Here is a 17,289-nt window from a genome sequence, read left to right on the forward strand (position 1 = left end):
GTACGGTCCAGCTAGATCAGCCGGGCGGAGGCTCGTTGGTGAGGGCCTGATAGCTGCGGGCGCCGGCCCGCTGAAGACTGGCCCGGACCAACCCGACGATCAAGCCCTGGAGGGCGCCGACGACCAGCACCGACGACGTCGAATAGCTCAGGTCCTTGGGGTCTGGTGGTTCCGGATCATTCTGGCCCACCCGCTTCCAGATCTGACCGAAGATCTGGCCGGCCAACAAGCCGCCACCGACGCCGGTGGCGACAGACAGCGGGGTGTACAACTTCCTGGACAGTTTGCTCATGACGGGCCTCCTGCCCGGAAACATACCCTTGCCTGCCGTCGCCAAACGCGGTGCATCGTCCGGTGGCGGGTGGGAAGATCGGGACGTGGATGCCGATCATCCCTCCGACGATCAGGCGTGGGACCAGCGCGAGCGTCGGGAGACGGGAACCGAACGGCTGGACCGTAATTGGGCCAGCCTGCTGCAGGAGCTGCGTGTCGTGCAGACCGGGGTGCAGCTGTTGACCGGATTTCTGCTGACCTTGCCGTTCCAGCAGCGCTTCACGATGCTCGACGACACCATGCAGGTGGTCTACCTGGCGACGGTGAGCGCGTCGGTGCTCTCCACCGCGCTGCTGATCGCCCCCGTCGGGATGCACCGGGTGCTGTTCCGGCGCCACCGGCTCGGCTCGCTCGTGTCCGCGGCACATCGCTGCGCGTACGCGGGTCTGCTGCTGCTCGGCGTGGCCGTCACGGGCATGACGGTCATCATCTTCGACGCGGTCGCCGGCCTCACGCCGGCGCTGGTCGCCGGCGCGTGCGCACTGCTGTTGTTCGCCGGATTCTGGTTCGTGCTTCCGCTGGGCATGCGCGGCGCCGACCCGTAGTTTCACGTCCCCGCCGCGGGGTACGTCGACGCCCTGACTGCCCACGAGCCGGAGGAGTTCCGATGACCGACGACGTGACACCCGACGCGGTGATTCCCTACCCGGGCGAGACGGCCGACATGGCCGACAAGCCGCGCGACGAGATGGCCGACTACGTCGGCACCGGGCTGCTTTCGGGCAGACGCGCGCTGATCACCGGCGGTGATTCCGGCATCGGGCGGGCCGTCGCCGTCGCCTTCGCCAAGGAGGGGGCTGACGTCGCGATCGCGTACCTGGACGAGAAGGACGACGCCGAGCACACCCTGTCACTGATCGAGGCGGCCGGCCGGCGCGGCATCGGGCTGCCCGGTGACCTCGCCGACGCGGCACACTGCAGGTCTGTCGTGGACGATACGGTGAATCAGCTTGGCGGGCTGGACATCGTCGTCAACAACGTGGCGTTCCAGTCGCCGGTGTCGGATCTCACCGAGATCAGCGACGAGCAGTGGCGGCGCACGTTCGCGGTCAACATCGACAGCTTCTTCCACGTGACCAAGGCGGCGCTGGCGCACCTGCCCGACGGGTCGGCGATCATCAACACCGGCAGCATCAACGGACTGCGCGGCAACAAGTCTCTGATCGACTATTCGGCGACCAAGGGTGCGGTGATCGCACTGACGTATTCGCTGGCGCAGTCGCTGGCCGAGCGCAACATTCGCGTGAACTGCGTCGCACCCGGCCCGGTGTGGACACCGCTGATCCCGGCCACCATGCCGTCCGACAAGGTCGAGTCGTTCGGCGAACAGGTCCCGATGGGCCGCGCGGCGCAACCCGACGAGATCGCGCCGTCGTACGTCTTCTTCGCCGCCAACCGGATGTCGTCCTACTACAGCGGCGAGGTGCTGGCCCCGATCGGGGGCGAAACGCTGCCCGGCTGAGCGTGTTTCACGATCTGAACGCGCCGAGTGCGTCGCGCGCCCGGTCCAGCACCGACGCGAAGGGTCCCGCCGCGAAGTTCGCGGCCGCGGACTCCACACCGGGGTGCGGATGGGTCGGCGCGATGCGTTCGGCGGCGGCAACGGCGTCGGCCAATTTGGCGAGTTCGTCGTCGCTGACCGCATCCTCCAGCGCGGTGAACTCCAGCTTCTCTTCGTTGTCGGCGTGCGTGAGCACCGCCCCCTGGAGGTGGATGAGAGCCTTGCTGAACTCGGCGCTGTCGATCGGCAACTTCTCGATGTCGCGCAGCAGCACCTTCGCGTCGTGCTCCTCGGCCAACCGCGCGTCGACGATCTCCTGGCCGCCGTCGACCTTGCGCCGCACCCGGGGGTGCACCACCATCTCCTCGGCCGTCTCGTGCACCGCGAGCATGGTCCGGAGGCGGGTGAACGCATCCTGCCGGGTGTCGGCGTCTGCGGCGTCCAGCGTCTCGATGAACAGGGCTTTGATGGTCTCGTGCTGGGTCTTGAGGTAGTCGACGACGTCGCGGGCCGAGGAGATACTCGGAGCAGACACTTGAACCTCCTGCTGCTCTTGGTGTTTGGGCTGAGCGAGACGCCACGGTGCGGCTCGCGTGGTGTGTTCGGTACCCGCCGGCGCGACGGCGAAAACGTGGCCTCGCCGTGGCCGGTCGGCGTTTGAACCGGTCGCCCGCGGGTATCGATGCCGGTCATGAAGGCTGTCACCTGGCACGGCAGGCGCGATGTGCGCGTCGACACCGTGGACGATCCGAAGCTCGAGGAACCGACGGACGCGATCATCGAGGTCACGTCGACGAACATCTGCGGGTCCGACCTGCACCTGTACGAGGTGCTCGGGGCGTTCATGCATCCGGGCGACATCCTCGGTCACGAGGCGATGGGTGTCGTGCGGGAGGTGGGTTCCGGGGTCACCGATCTTGCCGTCGGTGACCGCGTCGTGGTGCCCTTCCAGATCTCCTGCGGGCACTGCTTCATGTGTGACGAACAGCTCTACACGCAGTGCGAGACCACGCAGGTGCGCGAGCAGGGCATGGGCGCGGCGCTGTTCGGATACTCCGAACTCTACGGTCAGGTGCCGGGCGGGCAGGCGCAGTACCTGCGGGTGCCGCAGGCGCAGTTCACTCACATCAAAGTGCCTGAGGGGCCTCCGGATTCACGCTTCGTCTATCTCTCCGACGTGCTGCCGACGGCCTGGCAGGGGGTGGCGTACGCCGGTATCCCCGACGGCGGCTCGGTCACCGTGCTGGGTCTGGGACCGATCGGCGACATGGCAGCCCGGATCGCGCAGCACCTCGGTCACCGGGTGATCGCCGTCGACCGGGTGTCGGAGCGACTGGCCCGGGCGACGGCGCGCGGCATCCAGACCATCGATCTGCGCGAGCTGACGGGATCGGTCGGCGACGCGGTCCGCGATCTGACCGACGGGCGGGGCACCGATTCGGTGATCGACGCGGTCGGCATGGAGGCGCACGGCTCACCCATCGCGCAGGCGGCTCAGACCGCGACGGCGTTCCTGCCCGACTTCATCGCGAAGCCGTTCATGCAGAAGGCCGGGGTGGACCGCCTCGACGCGCTGTACTCGGCCATCGACTGCGTGCGCCGGGGCGGGACGATCTCGCTGAGCGGCGTCTACGGCGGGATGGCCGATCCGATGCCGATGCTGACGCTGTTCGACAAGCAGGTGCAGCTTCGGATGGGGCAGGCCAACGTCAAGAAGTGGGTCGACGACATCATGCCGTTGCTGACCGACTCCGACCCGCTGGGCGTCGACACGTTCGCCACTCACGTACTGCCCCTCGACCAGGCCCCGCATGCCTACGAGATCTTCCAGAAGAAGCAGGATGGCGCCGTGAAGGTCATGCTGCAGCCCTGAGCTCGGCGTGACGGCGCGAACGTGAGAAGGAACGCGGAAGGATGCGGCTAGCGCGCAGCAGGCTCGACACACCCGGAATCGTGCGCAAGCGGCGAGGCAAGGGCTTCGCCTACTACGGGCCGGACGGCGAACTGTTGGCCGATCCGGACACCGCGCAGCGGATCAAGGATCTGGTCATCCCGCCGGCGTGGAAGAACGTGTGGATCAGCCCGCGGCCCAACGGACACATCCAGGCGGTGGGCACCGACGCCGCAGGTCGGCGGCAGTACCTGTATCACGAGCGGTGGCAGCAGGAGCGGGCCGAGGAGAAGTTCGACCGGGTCCTCGAGCTGTCCACGCGGCTGCCGGAGTGGCGCGCGCAGATCGCCAGCGACCTCGCCGGCAATCGGCTGACCCGCGACCGGGTACTGGCGCTCGCCCTGCAACTCGTCGACCGCGGGTACTTCCGAGCCGGTGGCGAGCAATCCGCCGAGGAATACGAACACTACGGGCTGGCGACCCTGCTCTGCGAGCACGTGACGGTGAAGAAGAACGCCGTGGAATTCGACTATCCGGCCAAGAGTGGGGTGCAGCGCACCGTCGAGATCGACGATCCGCAAGTGGTGCGCGCAGTCCGGTCGCTGATGCGGCGCACAGAACGCACCGGACGACTTCTGGTGTGCCGCAATGGGTCCAGCGGGTGGGTCGAGGTGAAGGCCGACGACCTCAATGCGCGTTTCAAGGAGATCGTCGGTGAGGAGTTCACCGTCAAGGATCTGCGCACCTGGCACGGCACCGTGCTGGCGGCGGCGGCGTTCGCCGACGCCAAGCCGCCCACCTCCAAGACCTCGGCCAAGCGCGAGACCTCGGCGGTGATGAAGGAGGTCTCCTCGGAGCTGGGCAACACCCCGGCGGTGGCGCGGACGTCGTACGTCGACCCCAGGGTGGTCGTGGGGTACGAACGCGGAATGACGATCGCCTCGGCGACGCGGCGCGCGGAGAAGATCGATGAGCCCGACCGCGCGCAAGAGCTGTTGGAGAAGGCGACACGCCAGCTCATCCGCCGGGTGGCCCGCGGATAGCGGTGTGTTTGGCCGCCCGCCGGGGCGGAAAACCTATCGGGAGCTATCCAGGTTCTAGGAGGTAGTTCTATGCCGAGCACATCGATCAAGAACGAGAAGATGTACGAGGATCTCCGGCGCGAGGGGAACTCGAAGGAGAAGGCAGCGCGCATCTCCAACGCGGCAGCCGCACGCGGTAAGTCGTCGGTGGGCCGAAAAGGCGGGCAGTCAGGCTCTTACGACGACTGGAGTGTCGGGGAGCTCAAGCAGCGCGCCAAGGAACTCGGGCTGTCGGGATACTCGCGGCTGACCAAGGACAAACTCATTTCCGAGCTTCGCAACCACTGACGCGACGTCAGTCCTGCTTCGCGCGCGCCTCGGCGCCGGATTCCTGGGTGTCGATGTCGTCGTCGGACCCGGCGCGACCCACGTAGGGACCCTCAGCCTGATCGTCGTCGCCCTCGCTGGCGCGTGAGCCGGCCACCTTGGGGTCGGAATCGACGTCGGACTCGGCCTTCTCGGAATGGGGGTTGCTCATCGGTGCCTCCTGTTGCGGGTCGGGGACGGCATGCCCGAACGGCCCGGATCTAAACCCTGCGCAGGTTTGGTACCGGCGCCGCCGGATACGTGGCTGGGATGAGCAGACGCGTTGCCGTCGAGCAGGTCGACCCTCGCCGAATTGCCAAGGGAGACGTCATCAAAGACCCGCGGCCGACCGGTGGCTGACCGTGGGGGAGGTCACGAACTGGTGACGCGCAGAATCGGTGACTGAGTTGTGAACTGTGCCGCGCGGCCGTTTGTGCGTGAGCGGCCCGGGTAACGCTCAGGCATGGCCGAAAGCAACGAGCAACTGCGCGCTGTGGGGCTGATCTGCAGCTTGAAGCCGAGCCCGGCGGAGTCCAGCAGCGCCCTGATCGTCGATCACGTCTTCGAGACCCTGCGCGCCCAGGGTGTCCAGTGCGAGGCGGTGCGCTGCGTGGACTACAACATCGCTCCCGGCGTCGAGGCCGACATGGGCGACAGCGACCAGTGGCCGCAGATCCGGCAGAAGGTCCTGGACGCGGACATCCTGCTGCTCAGTACGCCCACGTGGGTGGGGCACGCGTCCTCGGTCGCGCAGCGCGTGCTCGAGCGGCTGGACGCCGAGCTGTCGAACAAGGACGACCAGGGCCGCCCGGCGATGGCCGGGAAGGTGGCCATCGTCGCCGTCGTCGGAAACGAAGACGGTGCGCACAAGATCACCGCTGATCTGTTCCAGTCGCTCAACGACGTCGGCTTCACCATCCCGTCGCAAGGCTCCACCTACTGGAACGGGCCGGCGATGGGATCGACCGATTACAAGGACCTCGACGAGGTGCCCGAAGGGACCGCGTCGACCAACGCCACTGTGGCGCGCAACGCGGCACACCTCGCGCGCGCGTTGCGGCACGCCGAATACCCGCCCTACGAGTGACGCCCAGAGCTCGAGGAGGAGCGCACATGCCGGATACATCGCACGATCCCGTCGACCACGCCCGCACCTACCGGCAGCACGCCGGCGAGACGATGAAGGCGGGCATGAACGCGCCCGGCCTGATCGGTGTCGGCCTAGGAGTGCTGTCGTTGGTGGTGGGCCTGTTCTCGTTCGCCAACGGATCCCGCACCACCGGGGTCGTCGCCGTCATCCTCGCCCTGGTGCTCGCCGGTGCAGGATTCGCCTGGTTGGCGTCGCGGCACCGCAGGGTGCAAGAGAAGCAGGTGGATTGGCACCAGGACAATCCTGACGCGCCGTATGAGCCGCCGACGAGCTGAGGATCGGGGCTAATGGCCGCCTAGGCCCGTGCAGGCGTTGTAACGTACGGAACGTCTGCCGCGCCTGCATCGAGGAGCACTGTGGCCGCTACCGACGCACCCGCTCGCGACCGCCCGTGGCGCCGTCCAGGCTCCCTGCGATATGCGCTCAGTCGGCTGCGCGGGATCGTCCGGCCGCCTGTCGACGTCTACAGTCCGGCGCCAGGGTCGGTCACCGTTCACCACGACGTGGCGGTGACCACGCGCGACGGCACCGTGCTGCGCGTCAACGTCTACCTCCCGCCGCGGGATGACCGGTATCCCGTGGTGCTGTGTGCGCACCCGTACGGGAAGGACAACCATCCCCGGAAACGGACACGGCTTCCCGGCTACCGCATTCCTTTTCAGTACCGAGCCCTGAGACAACCGGCCGGCGTTCGATTCTCGGCGTTGACCGGGTGGGAGGCGCCCGACCCGGCCTGGTGGACCGCCCGGGGATTCGCGGTGGTGAACTGCGACCTGCGCGGTGCCGGAACCTCCGACGGCGTGGGCTCGGTGCTGTCGGATCAGGAGGGCGAAGACGTCTACGACCTGATCGAATGGGCGGCGGAGCAGTCGTGGAGCACCGGCGCGGTCGGCATGCTCGGGGTGTCCTACCTTGCGATCTCGCAGTGGAAGGCGGCCGCGCTGCGACCGCCGCATCTGCGCGCGATCGTCCCCTGGGAAGGGTTCACCGACGCCTACCGCGACCTGATGCGCCCCGGCGGTATTCAGGAGATCGGTTTCGTCAAGCTGTGGAGTCGCGAGCTGCGCAACATCCGCCTCACGTATCAGGTGGGGGAGGAGACCGCGAAACACCCTCTGCGCGACGAGTTCTGGCGCTCGCTGGTCCCGGACCTCGAGCGCATCGAGGTCCCCGCCTTGATCTGCGGCAGCTTCTCCGACAACAACCTGCATACTCGCGGGTCGATTCGCGCCTTCGAGAACATCTCCGCACCCACCCGTCATCTGTTCACGCACCGCGAAGGCAAATGGGCCACCTTCTATTCGGAGGAATCGCTGCGCACTCAGGTGGACTTCCTGGACCGCCACCTGCGCGGCGGCGAGGCCGCGCCGCCGCCCCGCGTGCGACTCGAGGTCCGCGAGAGTCGGGACCAGGTCGTGGAGGTGCGCAACGAGTCCAGCTGGCCGCTGGAGCGGACGACGTGGACGCCGCTGTACCTGACTGACGACGGCTTGAGCGCCGGACCGGCACCGGCGGACGGCTCGATGAGCTTCGACGTCCGATCACATGGACTCAGATTCGGGTGGACGGTGCCCCGCGATGTGGAGTTGACCGGCCCAATGGCGTTGCGGCTGTTCGTGAGTGCCGACACCGACGATGTGGACCTGTTCGTCGGCGTCGAGAAATGGCGCGGCGACACCTACGTTCCGTTCGAGGGCTCCTACGGCTTCGGCCGCGACCGGGTGAGCACCGGCTGGCTGCGCGCGTCGATGCGGGCACTCGATCAGGAACAGTCCCGACCGTTCGCGCCGGTGCACACGTTCACCGAGTGTCAGCCGTTGCGCACCGGAGAGATAGTCGACGTCGACATCGCGCTGGGGCCGTCGGCCACGGTCTTCCGCCGTCGGGAACAACTCCGGCTGGTGATCGCCGGGCGCTGGCTGTGGCCTCGCAACCCGCTCACCGGACAGTTCCCCGGCGCCTACGAGCGACGGTCCCGGGGCACCGCGACTGTGCACTGGGGCCCGGAGCGGCAGGCGCGACTGCTCGTGCCGTTGATCTGCTGAACGCGGAGGTCGCGCGCCGCCGAACGTGCGTCCTCGGCGATCTTCCGGGCTCTGCGCCGCCGTGAGCGCACGTTCGACGGCACGCGCGGATGTCTAGGATCGGACGACGGCCCCCATAGCCCAATTGGCAGAGGCAGCGGACTTAAAATCCGCACAGTGTCGGTTCGAGTCCGACTGGGGGCACCGAGAAGGCGTTGGTAGCTGCGTTTTCGGGCAAGATGGATCGGTTCGCAACCCCACTCACCCGGCTTCACCCCTGGCGTTCGGCCGGCTACCGGCGGCAAGGTCGACGCGCTGGCTCTCGCGTGACGAGTCAAAGGCCCGGGGTTGGGCATTGTCGGTGCCCGAGTGCTGGCCTCGGTTCTCAAGCGAAGAGCATCGGGTGGTGAGGTGGGTTGGACCGTGACGGAGGGCGGCAAACTAGGTGGCGCCGTCGTGCGGCACAGTCAACGCGGCCGTCTGCGCTCGCGACTGAGCCTTCCTCGACAATACCGCCGCTGTTCATCGAAGGGTTGGCGCGGAGGATAGTTCGTGCGCGGCGCGGAATCCGACGAGCAGATTAGTTCGTCCATTTCATCTCGCCAATCCCGTCCTTGTCGAGGCCGAGGCGGATAGCGTCGACTTCGATAGGGGAGGCTCGTTGTGGCGCGTACGGATCTCACATCAGGCATGAACACCAACGACAATTCCGTATACACGACGAGCAGCATTGCGCCCGCGGACGGCAGTTTGGTCCTCGCCTTCGTACTGAGTTCCAACACCGGCTTCGGGGGCGCCGGCGTCCCGTCTGCAACAGGCAGCGGACTGACCTGGGACAGAGTCGACACTGCCATCACCGGCCAATTTCGCCTTACCTGCTTCAGGGCAATGCGAATTGGCGTACCGGCAAGCGGGACGGTCCGATTCGAGTTCCGCGACGGCGCAGGAGCGCTCCAAGCCCAGGATCTGTGTGCCTGGTCGATCTTCGAATACAGCAACGTCGACCTGGGCGGAACGAACGGGTCAGGCGCACTCGTCGTTCATCCGCAAGCGGCCGCGACGGCCGCAACCAAGTTGACTGCACCATTGCCGGTGGCGAATCAAGCCAACGTCGAAGTCGGCGGTATAGCACTCGCACTTCAACCGGGCCAGGCAGCACATCCGGTGACGCCTGGCGCGGGCTTCGCCGAGATCCACGAGCAATCGCCGAATCAAGGACTCCTCGGAAAATCAGCAACGCTGCAGACTCAAGACCGAACAGGTGGGGCGCCGTCGATCGACTGGTCGTGGACCGGCGCAGAAAGCGCCGTGGCGATTGTGCTCGAAGTCAAAACGATGGCACCGATTATTCCGGTGACACCTGAGTCGGTCGCTTACGAGCAGGACAACGAATTCATCCGCGCATTCGAGCCGATCCTGTACTTTGCGCCCGGCGAGCGCTTCTTCCCTGCCGACGCAAAGCGGTATCTCGAACGCTGCGCGTTGTGGAACAGCGTCGACCCTTTCACGTCGCGCGATTCCTGGCATCCCCCTGGCGGACCGGTCGGACCGATCGTGGATTCCGGAAAGATTTCCGCGAAAGATGGCGAGGCCGGAACGTTCCTCGGTCAGCAGGGTCCGGGCGGATCACTGCCGTTTCTGGTTCCGGATCCAAAAGACGAACGATTTCTCGATATCTCTGGTTGGGGGCAGCCACCCGGTCCGGCCAATAATTTCCAGTTCGCCGATCTGGACCGGATAGAACAGCTTTACAACTCGCCGACGGCAGATCCGCTGCTGAAGGAGAGCCGGTTCTGGTATCACGCCGAAGTTTTTGACAAGGTACGGCTGCGCGGGCTCATGGCTGCGGACAACAGTCCCGCAAATTTCCGAGATATTTTCAACGCTCAGTTCGGAGGCCCGTCAGACTTCAAACTGATTTGCTATTACTTGTTCTTCCCGGGTCATGACGAACCGCTCGAGAATTGTGCGCCGGACGACCATGCCGAGAAGTTCTGCAGTTATGCCGGCGAATGGGCATGCATTGCCCTCCTCATACAGGGCAAAACAACGGTAAGTACCGGCGGGCCACCTGTGGTCGCGTACGCGCCGACCGCGATCGGGCTCACCGGCCGCAATGTGGGCGACACCGGCTTTCGCGGGGGCGAGGAGCGGGTGAACATGAGCGTGCTGGACTTCCACACACTGAATGTCGTCAGGCCCGCCATGCAGCAGGGCCAGACCATTCAACGAGCACATCCGCGACTCTTCGTCGCGAAGGGAACGCACAGTATCTACGCGGCGGGATCTGCCGTCCCGGTACAGGTTCCATTCTTCGCTCCGGAGGACCCCGCGTTCTCTTTCTGCGGCGCAACGGAAACACTCGGCAAGAGCTACGAGGACCTCAAGGATGAACAAGAGGGCGCGCTCGACGACGTCTGGGTCGACGATCCGGAAGTCTTCTGGACGAAATTCGTCATCAACATCGTTTGGGCGGCGATTGAGTGGATCGCCGGCGGCGGTGGTGGCTTCGACGGACGTGCAACGGGCACCTCCAACCAGTTCGATCACCCACCGAAGGACGAGCCAGGAGCCGCCTCGTTCGGGATGATCGTGCATCCTGCCGGCGTCGCCCCGCCAAACGGTGCTTTGACCGTCGACAAGTTCCCCTGGCAGTCGACCTTGTCGAACGAAGCCGCGCTCGAGCACAAGGTCGGGGGTCGCCTGTACTCATTGCGAGTCAATCGAACAGACGCGAACGCCAAGGTCCGTCAAGTCTTTTGGCCCGGCATTCAAGGCCACATCGGCTATACCGGCCGGTGGGGACAGCGGGTGACCAACGATCCGCGGACTCGCCGCGCCGGACTGAAGTTTCCGGAGTTCTGGGTGCAGTTCATCAACGCGTTCGCCAAGGGGAAGAGTCAGTAATGTCCGTGGACACGCAGTGGGAGCTGATCTGCCATCACACATACAAATGGGCTGGCACCGCCACGGATCTGTCGGTGTACGACAGCCACGGCACGACCACCGGACTTGAACCTTCGAACTTCCGGCAGGACGGCGCGACGCCCGGTTCAGGCGCATGGAGGTTCCACGCAACCACACGCGACGGGATCTTGATTCAACCGAATGCCGGATGGGGGCCGCTTGTCGGCGTCCGCGTCGAGTTCACGGCTCGCGTCAACACGGTTGGTTTCGCCGTGGTCGGGGCCACCCTGATCGACGCGGATAACTCCTTTCACATCGGCGAATACCAGCGCCATATCGGCGCAAAGTTTCGCGGAGATCCCGTCGTATACGGACCGTCCTGGGACTGGGTCGTCTCCGGCTTCCAGATGAAAAACGGCCAGTGGGTGAGGTTCGTCTGGGAGCACGATGGTCTGACTGAGATGCGGCTGACCATCGAAGGAGCGGAGATCGTCCGGCACCTCGTCCTGTCAGGGGTTCCCGCAGTGGGCCCGAAGGGGATCAGCATCGGCAACAGGCTCGACGGTAAACGACCCTGGACCGGTGACATCGATGAGGTAAAGGTCTGGCGCCTCAATCCCCACCGAGTGCGCAACCAGTTTCTCGGCCGTTCGATCGACAAGGAAACCGCGGATTGCTGGGCGCGTTACGTCGAAAGCATGCGGGCAGCGTTCGCGAAGTATCCCGATTGCGCGAGACAACTGACCGCGGGGATGCGCGACGCTGTGAATCGCTCTGTGCGTGAGATCGCGGCCCAGGGTCCGGAGACTCGCCAACGAACAAGTGAGCTCGCTGGTCGCTATGCCGAGTTGTGGGCCACCAATGACATCGACGGCACGGAGATGCGCCAAGCCATTTCCGACTTGGTCACCTGGCTGCGGCTTATCGGTGTGCAACCCGACGAAGACGAACGCACGAAAGAGCTCAAATCATCGCGGTGTTGGAAGCTGATCACGGGCGAACTTGCGGGACTCGAATGCGACCCGAAGATCACGGCCATGATCGAAATGTTTGCCGACGCCGGTGAATGTGGATCCCAACGTAATCAAGGGACCGCGTAGCCAACCCGTCTCAAGCTGTTGGGGCAGCTTTTAGAGGCCCTGATCCAGTCGACGAGCATCTCGGCCGGGTAGACGCCGCCGATCCGCGACCGGGGCGCTCCGAGGCCGTACCGGAGGCGTCCTCCAATCCAGCCGGTGTCGGTTCGAGCCGACTGGGCACGCCGCCGCGGTAAGCCCGCGCGTGCTTAACGCTTACCGAATCATCACCAGGCAATTGTGCGTGTTGTGTGTACCGCAGCCTTTCTTGCTTCCTGGACAAGTATCGCGGGTACTGCCCCTGGTGTCGATTGTAGTGATACAGAGCCAACTACAAATGAAGGCCGTACCAAAGAAACCGGCCGATGCAGCCGACACATTGCTACCGCTGAGCCTGCGAAGAGCGTCCTCGTCCTGCGACGCCAATGCCGCTAACTCGGCCGGGGTTAGCTCCAGGTCGTCGAGCGCGTTCTGCCAATCGTTGCGAAGCGTGTCCCGGTAAGCCTCGTCTTTACTCAGCCTGTCGAGAAGCTCGCGTAGCGTTTTCTCTGACACTTTCATTCCCTCCCCACTCTCGGGCGTTCCCCGCACCTGGAAGGCGGCCGAGAATCGGGTCGGGCGCATCCGCTGGATTCGCTATGCGGAGCAGAAAACTGCCAACACCAGCGTATCCAATCATGAGGTCCGGCGATACTGTTCGACCGTCTTGCATGAAGTATTTCCCGGGCTGATCTGGAACGCGATAATTGGCGAGACTGTAGGCAAATTCGTATGCAAGTTTCCGCCACTGCGGCTGACCTGATGCTTGATAGCAATCCAGCATCAGGTGTCCGGCTCCGCTGATGCCGTGGCAGATTCCCGATGACGTGTCGGCGCAACTCTGGGCAATGACTGCCCGGGCGGCGGCCTGCGCCGTCGATTGATAGCTCGGGTCGGGAACCAGGCGGTCTAACCGCAAGAAGAATTGGCCGATACCCCCGGCGCCGTGGCACTGCGCTTGCATTCGTGGGCGGTCCTCGCCGACACTCACCGGCCATGCAATCGCGACGCCGTCGACTGCCTGCCGTCCGGTTGCCGGAATACCTTGGCTCTTGAGCAGTTCGGCCACTGCTTGGGTTGTACGGAGGTACCGTTCATCGCCCGTGCGGTCTGCCAACTGCGCTAGAGCCAAGCCGATCCCGGCCGAGCCATGAAGGAGACCAAGATAAGGAGCGACCGGACCGCCCGGAAAGGCGGAGAGCACTTCCCAATAGCATCCGTTGACATCGTCGAGCGGCAGGGCCGTGGTCAATAGGTGATCTCCGATGGTTCGGGCGTCACGCATGAACTCGGCTTCTCCTGTGACGGCGTGACATGCCAGCGATCCCAGCATGGTGCCCGCGCTGCCATACATGAGGTCCACCGTGGGACAGGTCGCTCCGCGTAAGCGTCGTAGCCGCATGATGGCGGCATCGATGTACCCGGGTTGTTCGAGCAGATCGGCCAGACGGAGGAGGAAATATGCAATACCCGCTTCTCCGTTGTGAAACCCGTGTTGCGACCTGCCACGACCCCACACGGGTCCGCTTAGCCACCTCGCCGCTCCTCTCGCAGCGGACAAGTAGCGCTCATCCCCGGTTGCTCTACCCAACTCTGCGAGAAAGAGGCCCACACCCGCAGCGCCGCCATATAGGTCAGGGCCGCGTTCCGTACGCTCACTTCGATCGAATCGCCGCTCCCAGCAAAGCCCTCCTGCCTCCTCTACGGCGTTGCGGCACAAGGCGTCACCTACTTCGCGGGCTAGGGCGAGCGCCGTCGCGGAGTTGATGGGCGGTGGTGGCTGGGGAGCAGCAGTACTGATGGACCTCTCGATGGTGACGTCCGGTGCGCCTTGTGGAGCGGCGCGGGCGAGCGCCGCCTGTGCCGCCCGCATCGACTGGTATCGCTCAGATGGCGCCCAGGCGACGGCTCGGTCGATGACCTCGGCCACCGCGGGGGGCAGCAAGGCGTTCAGCTCCCTGACTGGCTTACGCCGGAACGGCTCAAGGAAGTCGTCTTGTGCGGACAGCGATTCAATCGAGACCTCGCCGGCTGCGAGGTAGTGCAGCACCGCGCCCCACGCGAAGACGTCATCGGTGGGTGCAGGCGTCTGCATAAGGTATTGCTCGGGCGGATAGAAGGGCGGCGATCCAATGCTTAGCGGTGGCGAGTTGGTGCGCCGGCGTTCGTACGCAATGCCGAAGTCGATGAGGCGGTAGCCGCCTTCAGGTGTCTCGACCACGTTAGCGGGCTTGAAATCTCGGAAGATGATGTCGTTCTCGTGTAAGTGGGCCAGCGCATCGGCGGTTGCCAGGCCTACTGCGATGACATCGGACAGTTCGAGGCGGTTACGAATCGGGTCGTGCTCGGTGATCACCCGGTCGAGGGAGGTTCCCTCCACGTACTCGATCACGAGATAGCTGTCGCCATCTTGTTCGAAGCTGTCGAACCAGCACGGGAGCGCCGGGTCGCCCGTAAGCCGGGTGAGGATGTGTTGTTCATTGACGGCCCAGTCGCGTGCGTCACGGCCGTATGCATCGAGTCCTACGTCATGCCAGTATTCCTTGACCAAACACAGGCGAGCCGGCCGAACGCCGACATCCACGGCACGAAAGACTCCACCCCGAGCGCTCTGTCCCAGCGCGTCGACGATCAGATAGCGGTCATGCAGAAGCCGGCTGCGCGGCGGAGGCGTGATCCTCACACCGGCGGCCTCGAACGGATCGATGATTCCGTCGGGTGGACGTCGGTAGAACGTGAGGCGAACGTCCTCCATCAGGCGGCCATCCGGATCCAACAGGTCGTAGCCACCGTCCGCGTGCTCGGCTGTGATGGATTCGGGCAGTAGCCGGAAGGAGCCGTAACGGTAGTGCACCAGGCTGCCTTGCCTGAGCGGGCGGTCGGACGGCACCCGTGGGCCGGCTCGGCCGTGCGTAGCGCGATCCAGCGCGACAGCTAATCGAACCGCCTCGGCGTCGTCGGTGGGATAGACGGTGATGAACTTCCCGATCTGAGTGGCGCCGAAGGCGCCGGAGTTCATGGCCGCCAGCAGATTCCGTGAGGAGACGACCTTGAACCGAGTGCCTGAGGCAACGAGTACGTCCAGCGCGCGGTCGAGGACCTCCACGGCGGACACCGGTGTCGCAGAGATATGCAGTTTCCAACCCTGGTCGGGCCATGCGCCGATACCGAAGGACTGGGAGCTGAATACGTCCTCGTGGACCATCCAAGGCACCCGGCGCTCGAGCAGCACATGCACGGGATCTTGGTCGAGTTGAATACCGTGCCAGCCTGCCACTTCTGGATGCCAAGCTCGGTGATCGAGCGCCACAGGCAATGATATGCACGACGACGGAACCCGCGGGTGCCATCAAGCGGTACCGGCGCCAAATCGTCTTCAACGATCCCGCATTCCTCGCCCGGGACGCAGCCAAACGCTCTGCCGGACCGTGCGAGCATCGTCGCAAGGTTGTCATCAACACCAGGCCGGGGAGCTACAGATTCAGAAGGCTTGAGCGTAGTGCCTTGGTAATCGTGACCAATGGCCCTTCGCGAAGTGGGCCCGCCGGCATGCAATGGATGACGTATCAGCAGCAGTCGGGGAAGAACGCAGGAAGAGGTCCCCATGACAACTACCGCCCCGACACTGTCGGAGAAGGAATCAAATACGGTTCCGTTGCGATGGGACGAGGTGTACTACACGAACTGTCCGCTGGTGTCGGCCAGCAACGTCGATCAGGAACTGGGCTGGACGCGTGAGGAATACAAGAAGATCGGCGTCACTTACGACTTCCTGCGCTCACGCCGCGAGAACAACTGGTATCCCCATTACGTCCACAATCTCGACAACTTGATCCGCTTCGGCGGTTTGTTCCCGCCGATTCATGTTCACGCCGACATCCGCAGAACGAAGCTGCTCGGCGCTACCCACGCGCCCCATGAGGGTGGGTGCATGCTGGTGCGCTCCCGCGACGACATCTACCGGATGACCGATCTGCGGGGCAAGAAGATCGGGCTGACCAAGAGCATGAACACCATCAAGAACGACTGGTGGCGCATCCAGGAAGAACAGGGCATCGAGCTGATGCTGCGCCTGAACGGCATGACCCGCGACGACGTCGAGATCGTCGAGTTTGCCTACGCCGATGACTGGTATGACGACCCGGAGATGCTCGATCCGATGAACAACCCCTCGGAGTTGTGGCTCAAGCGTGATCACAAGCGCGATCTGGCGTTTCGCCCGCTGGAACCTGCGCTGGAGAAGGGTGAAGTCGATGCGATCTACACCCAGAGCAAGCCGTTCCAGCACCTGCAGGAAGCCACCGGCAAGTTCAAGTCCATCGAGGACTTGTCGCTCTACCCGGACTGGACGCTGCAGGTGGCCAACATTCCGGCGGTGATTACGTGCACCGCGGAAATGGCCGAACAGCATCCTGAGCTGGTGGTCACGTTCATGAAGGGCATGATCAAGGTTGGCCGGTGGGCCAACGAGAACAAGCGCGCCGCGGCGGCGATCCTGGACAAGCAGACGTTCTACCTCGACGTCGAGGACACCTATCAGGGCATCAAGCACATCGACATGGTGCCCAACCTCTCGCCGCAGAATTTGGCGTCCATCGGGATCGGCAAGGACTTCATGCTCAGCCACGGCTACATCCACAACGACTTCGACGTCCACGAATGGGCCGCACCGCAGTTTGCCGAGCAGGCCGTCAAAGAGCTGATCGAAGAACGCTGGGAGAAACTCGGAGCAGAGCGGCTCGGCCTCGACCACGCGCGACTCGGTTGAGCACAACCGATGACGACCGCAGAAGAAATCGTTCGCAGCGCCAAGGCCTCAAGGAAAAGCTTGCTCAGCGCGATGCGGCGGCGGAGGTCGCCGAAGCGAAGGCCGTCCTCGTGTCTGTACGCCAGCCAGAAGAATGGCAGCGCGGCGCGTTGACCTAGCCAACGCGTGTAGCGGGCGGCTAGCTCCCGTGGCCGTAGACGTCGCCGTACTGC

General features: G+C 64.7%; 15 protein-coding genes and 1 tRNA gene. 12 read left to right on the forward strand and 4 right to left on the reverse strand.

What is annotated here, in order from left to right:
* Positions 1-16: 16 nt before the first annotated feature.
* Positions 17-292: a DUF4235 domain-containing protein gene (locus G6N45_RS10415; RefSeq protein ID WP_163722067.1), complete on the reverse strand. Its 276-nt coding sequence runs from the start codon at positions 290-292 to the stop codon at positions 17-19.
* A gap of 85 nt (positions 293-377) precedes the next feature.
* Between G6N45_RS10415 and G6N45_RS10420 the strand changes: the two genes are divergently transcribed.
* On the forward strand, positions 378-878 hold the full coding sequence (locus G6N45_RS10420; RefSeq protein WP_163722069.1) for a DUF6328 family protein: 501 nt from the start codon (positions 378-380) through the stop codon (positions 876-878).
* Positions 879-940: 62 nt separating this feature from the next.
* Positions 941-1,795: an SDR family oxidoreductase gene (locus G6N45_RS10425; RefSeq protein WP_163722071.1), complete on the forward strand. Its 855-nt coding sequence runs from the start codon at positions 941-943 to the stop codon at positions 1,793-1,795.
* Positions 1,796-1,802: 7 nt separating this feature from the next.
* On the opposite strand, the gene G6N45_RS10430 is transcribed toward G6N45_RS10425, so the two are convergent.
* Positions 1,803-2,369 carry a hemerythrin domain-containing protein gene (locus G6N45_RS10430; protein WP_163722073.1) on the reverse strand — a complete coding sequence of 189 codons (567 nt, stop codon included), beginning with the start codon at positions 2,367-2,369 and terminating at the stop codon, positions 1,803-1,805.
* Between the two features lie 156 nt (positions 2,370-2,525).
* On the opposite strand from G6N45_RS10430, the gene G6N45_RS10435 reads away from it, so the two are divergent.
* The 3 genes from G6N45_RS10435 to G6N45_RS10445 all read left to right on the forward strand — a co-directional run bounded on the left by G6N45_RS10435 (position 2,526) and on the right by G6N45_RS10445 (position 5,095).
* Positions 2,526-3,707 carry a zinc-dependent alcohol dehydrogenase gene (locus tag G6N45_RS10435; protein WP_057147864.1) on the forward strand — a complete coding sequence of 394 codons (1,182 nt, stop codon included), beginning with the start codon at positions 2,526-2,528 and terminating at the stop codon, positions 3,705-3,707.
* A gap of 41 nt (positions 3,708-3,748) precedes the next feature.
* A complete protein-coding gene (locus tag G6N45_RS10440; protein WP_163722075.1) occupies positions 3,749-4,768 on the forward strand; it encodes a DNA topoisomerase IB in 1,020 nt (339 codons plus the stop codon).
* A gap of 69 nt (positions 4,769-4,837) precedes the next feature.
* Complete coding sequence (locus G6N45_RS10445; protein WP_057147866.1) at positions 4,838-5,095, forward strand: DUF7218 family protein; 258 nt, start codon at positions 4,838-4,840, stop codon at positions 5,093-5,095.
* A 7-nt stretch (positions 5,096-5,102) separates the two neighbouring features.
* On the opposite strand, the gene G6N45_RS10450 is transcribed toward G6N45_RS10445, so the two are convergent.
* On the reverse strand, positions 5,103-5,285 hold the full coding sequence (locus G6N45_RS10450) for a hypothetical protein (protein WP_057147867.1): 183 nt from the start codon (positions 5,283-5,285) through the stop codon (positions 5,103-5,105).
* 291 nt (positions 5,286-5,576) lie between these two features.
* On the opposite strand from G6N45_RS10450, the gene G6N45_RS10455 reads away from it, so the two are divergent.
* The 6 genes from G6N45_RS10455 to G6N45_RS10480 all read left to right on the forward strand — a co-directional run bounded on the left by G6N45_RS10455 (position 5,577) and on the right by G6N45_RS10480 (position 12,294).
* Positions 5,577-6,200, forward strand: coding sequence for a flavodoxin family protein (locus G6N45_RS10455; RefSeq protein ID WP_163722077.1), 624 nt, complete (start codon positions 5,577-5,579; stop codon positions 6,198-6,200).
* 26 nt (positions 6,201-6,226) lie between these two features.
* Positions 6,227-6,538 (forward strand): DUF4282 domain-containing protein, encoded by a 312-nt coding sequence (locus tag G6N45_RS10460; protein ID WP_163722079.1) that lies wholly within the window; start codon positions 6,227-6,229, stop codon positions 6,536-6,538.
* A gap of 81 nt (positions 6,539-6,619) precedes the next feature.
* Complete coding sequence (locus G6N45_RS10465; RefSeq protein ID WP_163722081.1) at positions 6,620-8,308, forward strand: CocE/NonD family hydrolase; 1,689 nt, start codon at positions 6,620-6,622, stop codon at positions 8,306-8,308.
* A 109-nt stretch (positions 8,309-8,417) separates the two neighbouring features.
* A tRNA-Leu gene (locus G6N45_RS10470) sits at positions 8,418-8,491 on the forward strand.
* 486 nt (positions 8,492-8,977) lie between these two features.
* Complete coding sequence (locus G6N45_RS10475) at positions 8,978-11,194, forward strand: hypothetical protein (RefSeq protein ID WP_163722083.1); 2,217 nt, start codon at positions 8,978-8,980, stop codon at positions 11,192-11,194.
* Complete coding sequence (locus tag G6N45_RS10480) at positions 11,194-12,294, forward strand: LamG-like jellyroll fold domain-containing protein (protein WP_163722085.1); 1,101 nt, start codon at positions 11,194-11,196, stop codon at positions 12,292-12,294. Before G6N45_RS10475 ends, G6N45_RS10480 begins: the two co-directional genes overlap by 1 nt.
* 487 nt (positions 12,295-12,781) lie before the next feature.
* On the opposite strand, the gene G6N45_RS10485 is transcribed toward G6N45_RS10480, so the two are convergent.
* Positions 12,782-15,619, reverse strand: a complete 2,838-nt coding sequence (locus G6N45_RS10485) for a class III lanthionine synthetase LanKC N-terminal domain-containing protein (protein ID WP_163722087.1) — start codon at positions 15,617-15,619, stop codon at positions 12,782-12,784.
* A 294-nt stretch (positions 15,620-15,913) separates the two neighbouring features.
* Between G6N45_RS10485 and G6N45_RS10490 the strand changes: the two genes are divergently transcribed.
* Positions 15,914-17,077 (forward strand): ABC transporter substrate-binding protein, encoded by a 1,164-nt coding sequence (locus G6N45_RS10490; RefSeq protein ID WP_163722089.1) that lies wholly within the window; start codon positions 15,914-15,916, stop codon positions 17,075-17,077.
* Positions 17,078-17,289 lie beyond the last annotated feature (212 nt).

Source organism: Mycolicibacterium psychrotolerans, from assembly GCF_010729305.1.
Classification (GTDB): domain Bacteria; phylum Actinomycetota; class Actinomycetes; order Mycobacteriales; family Mycobacteriaceae; genus Mycobacterium; species Mycobacterium psychrotolerans.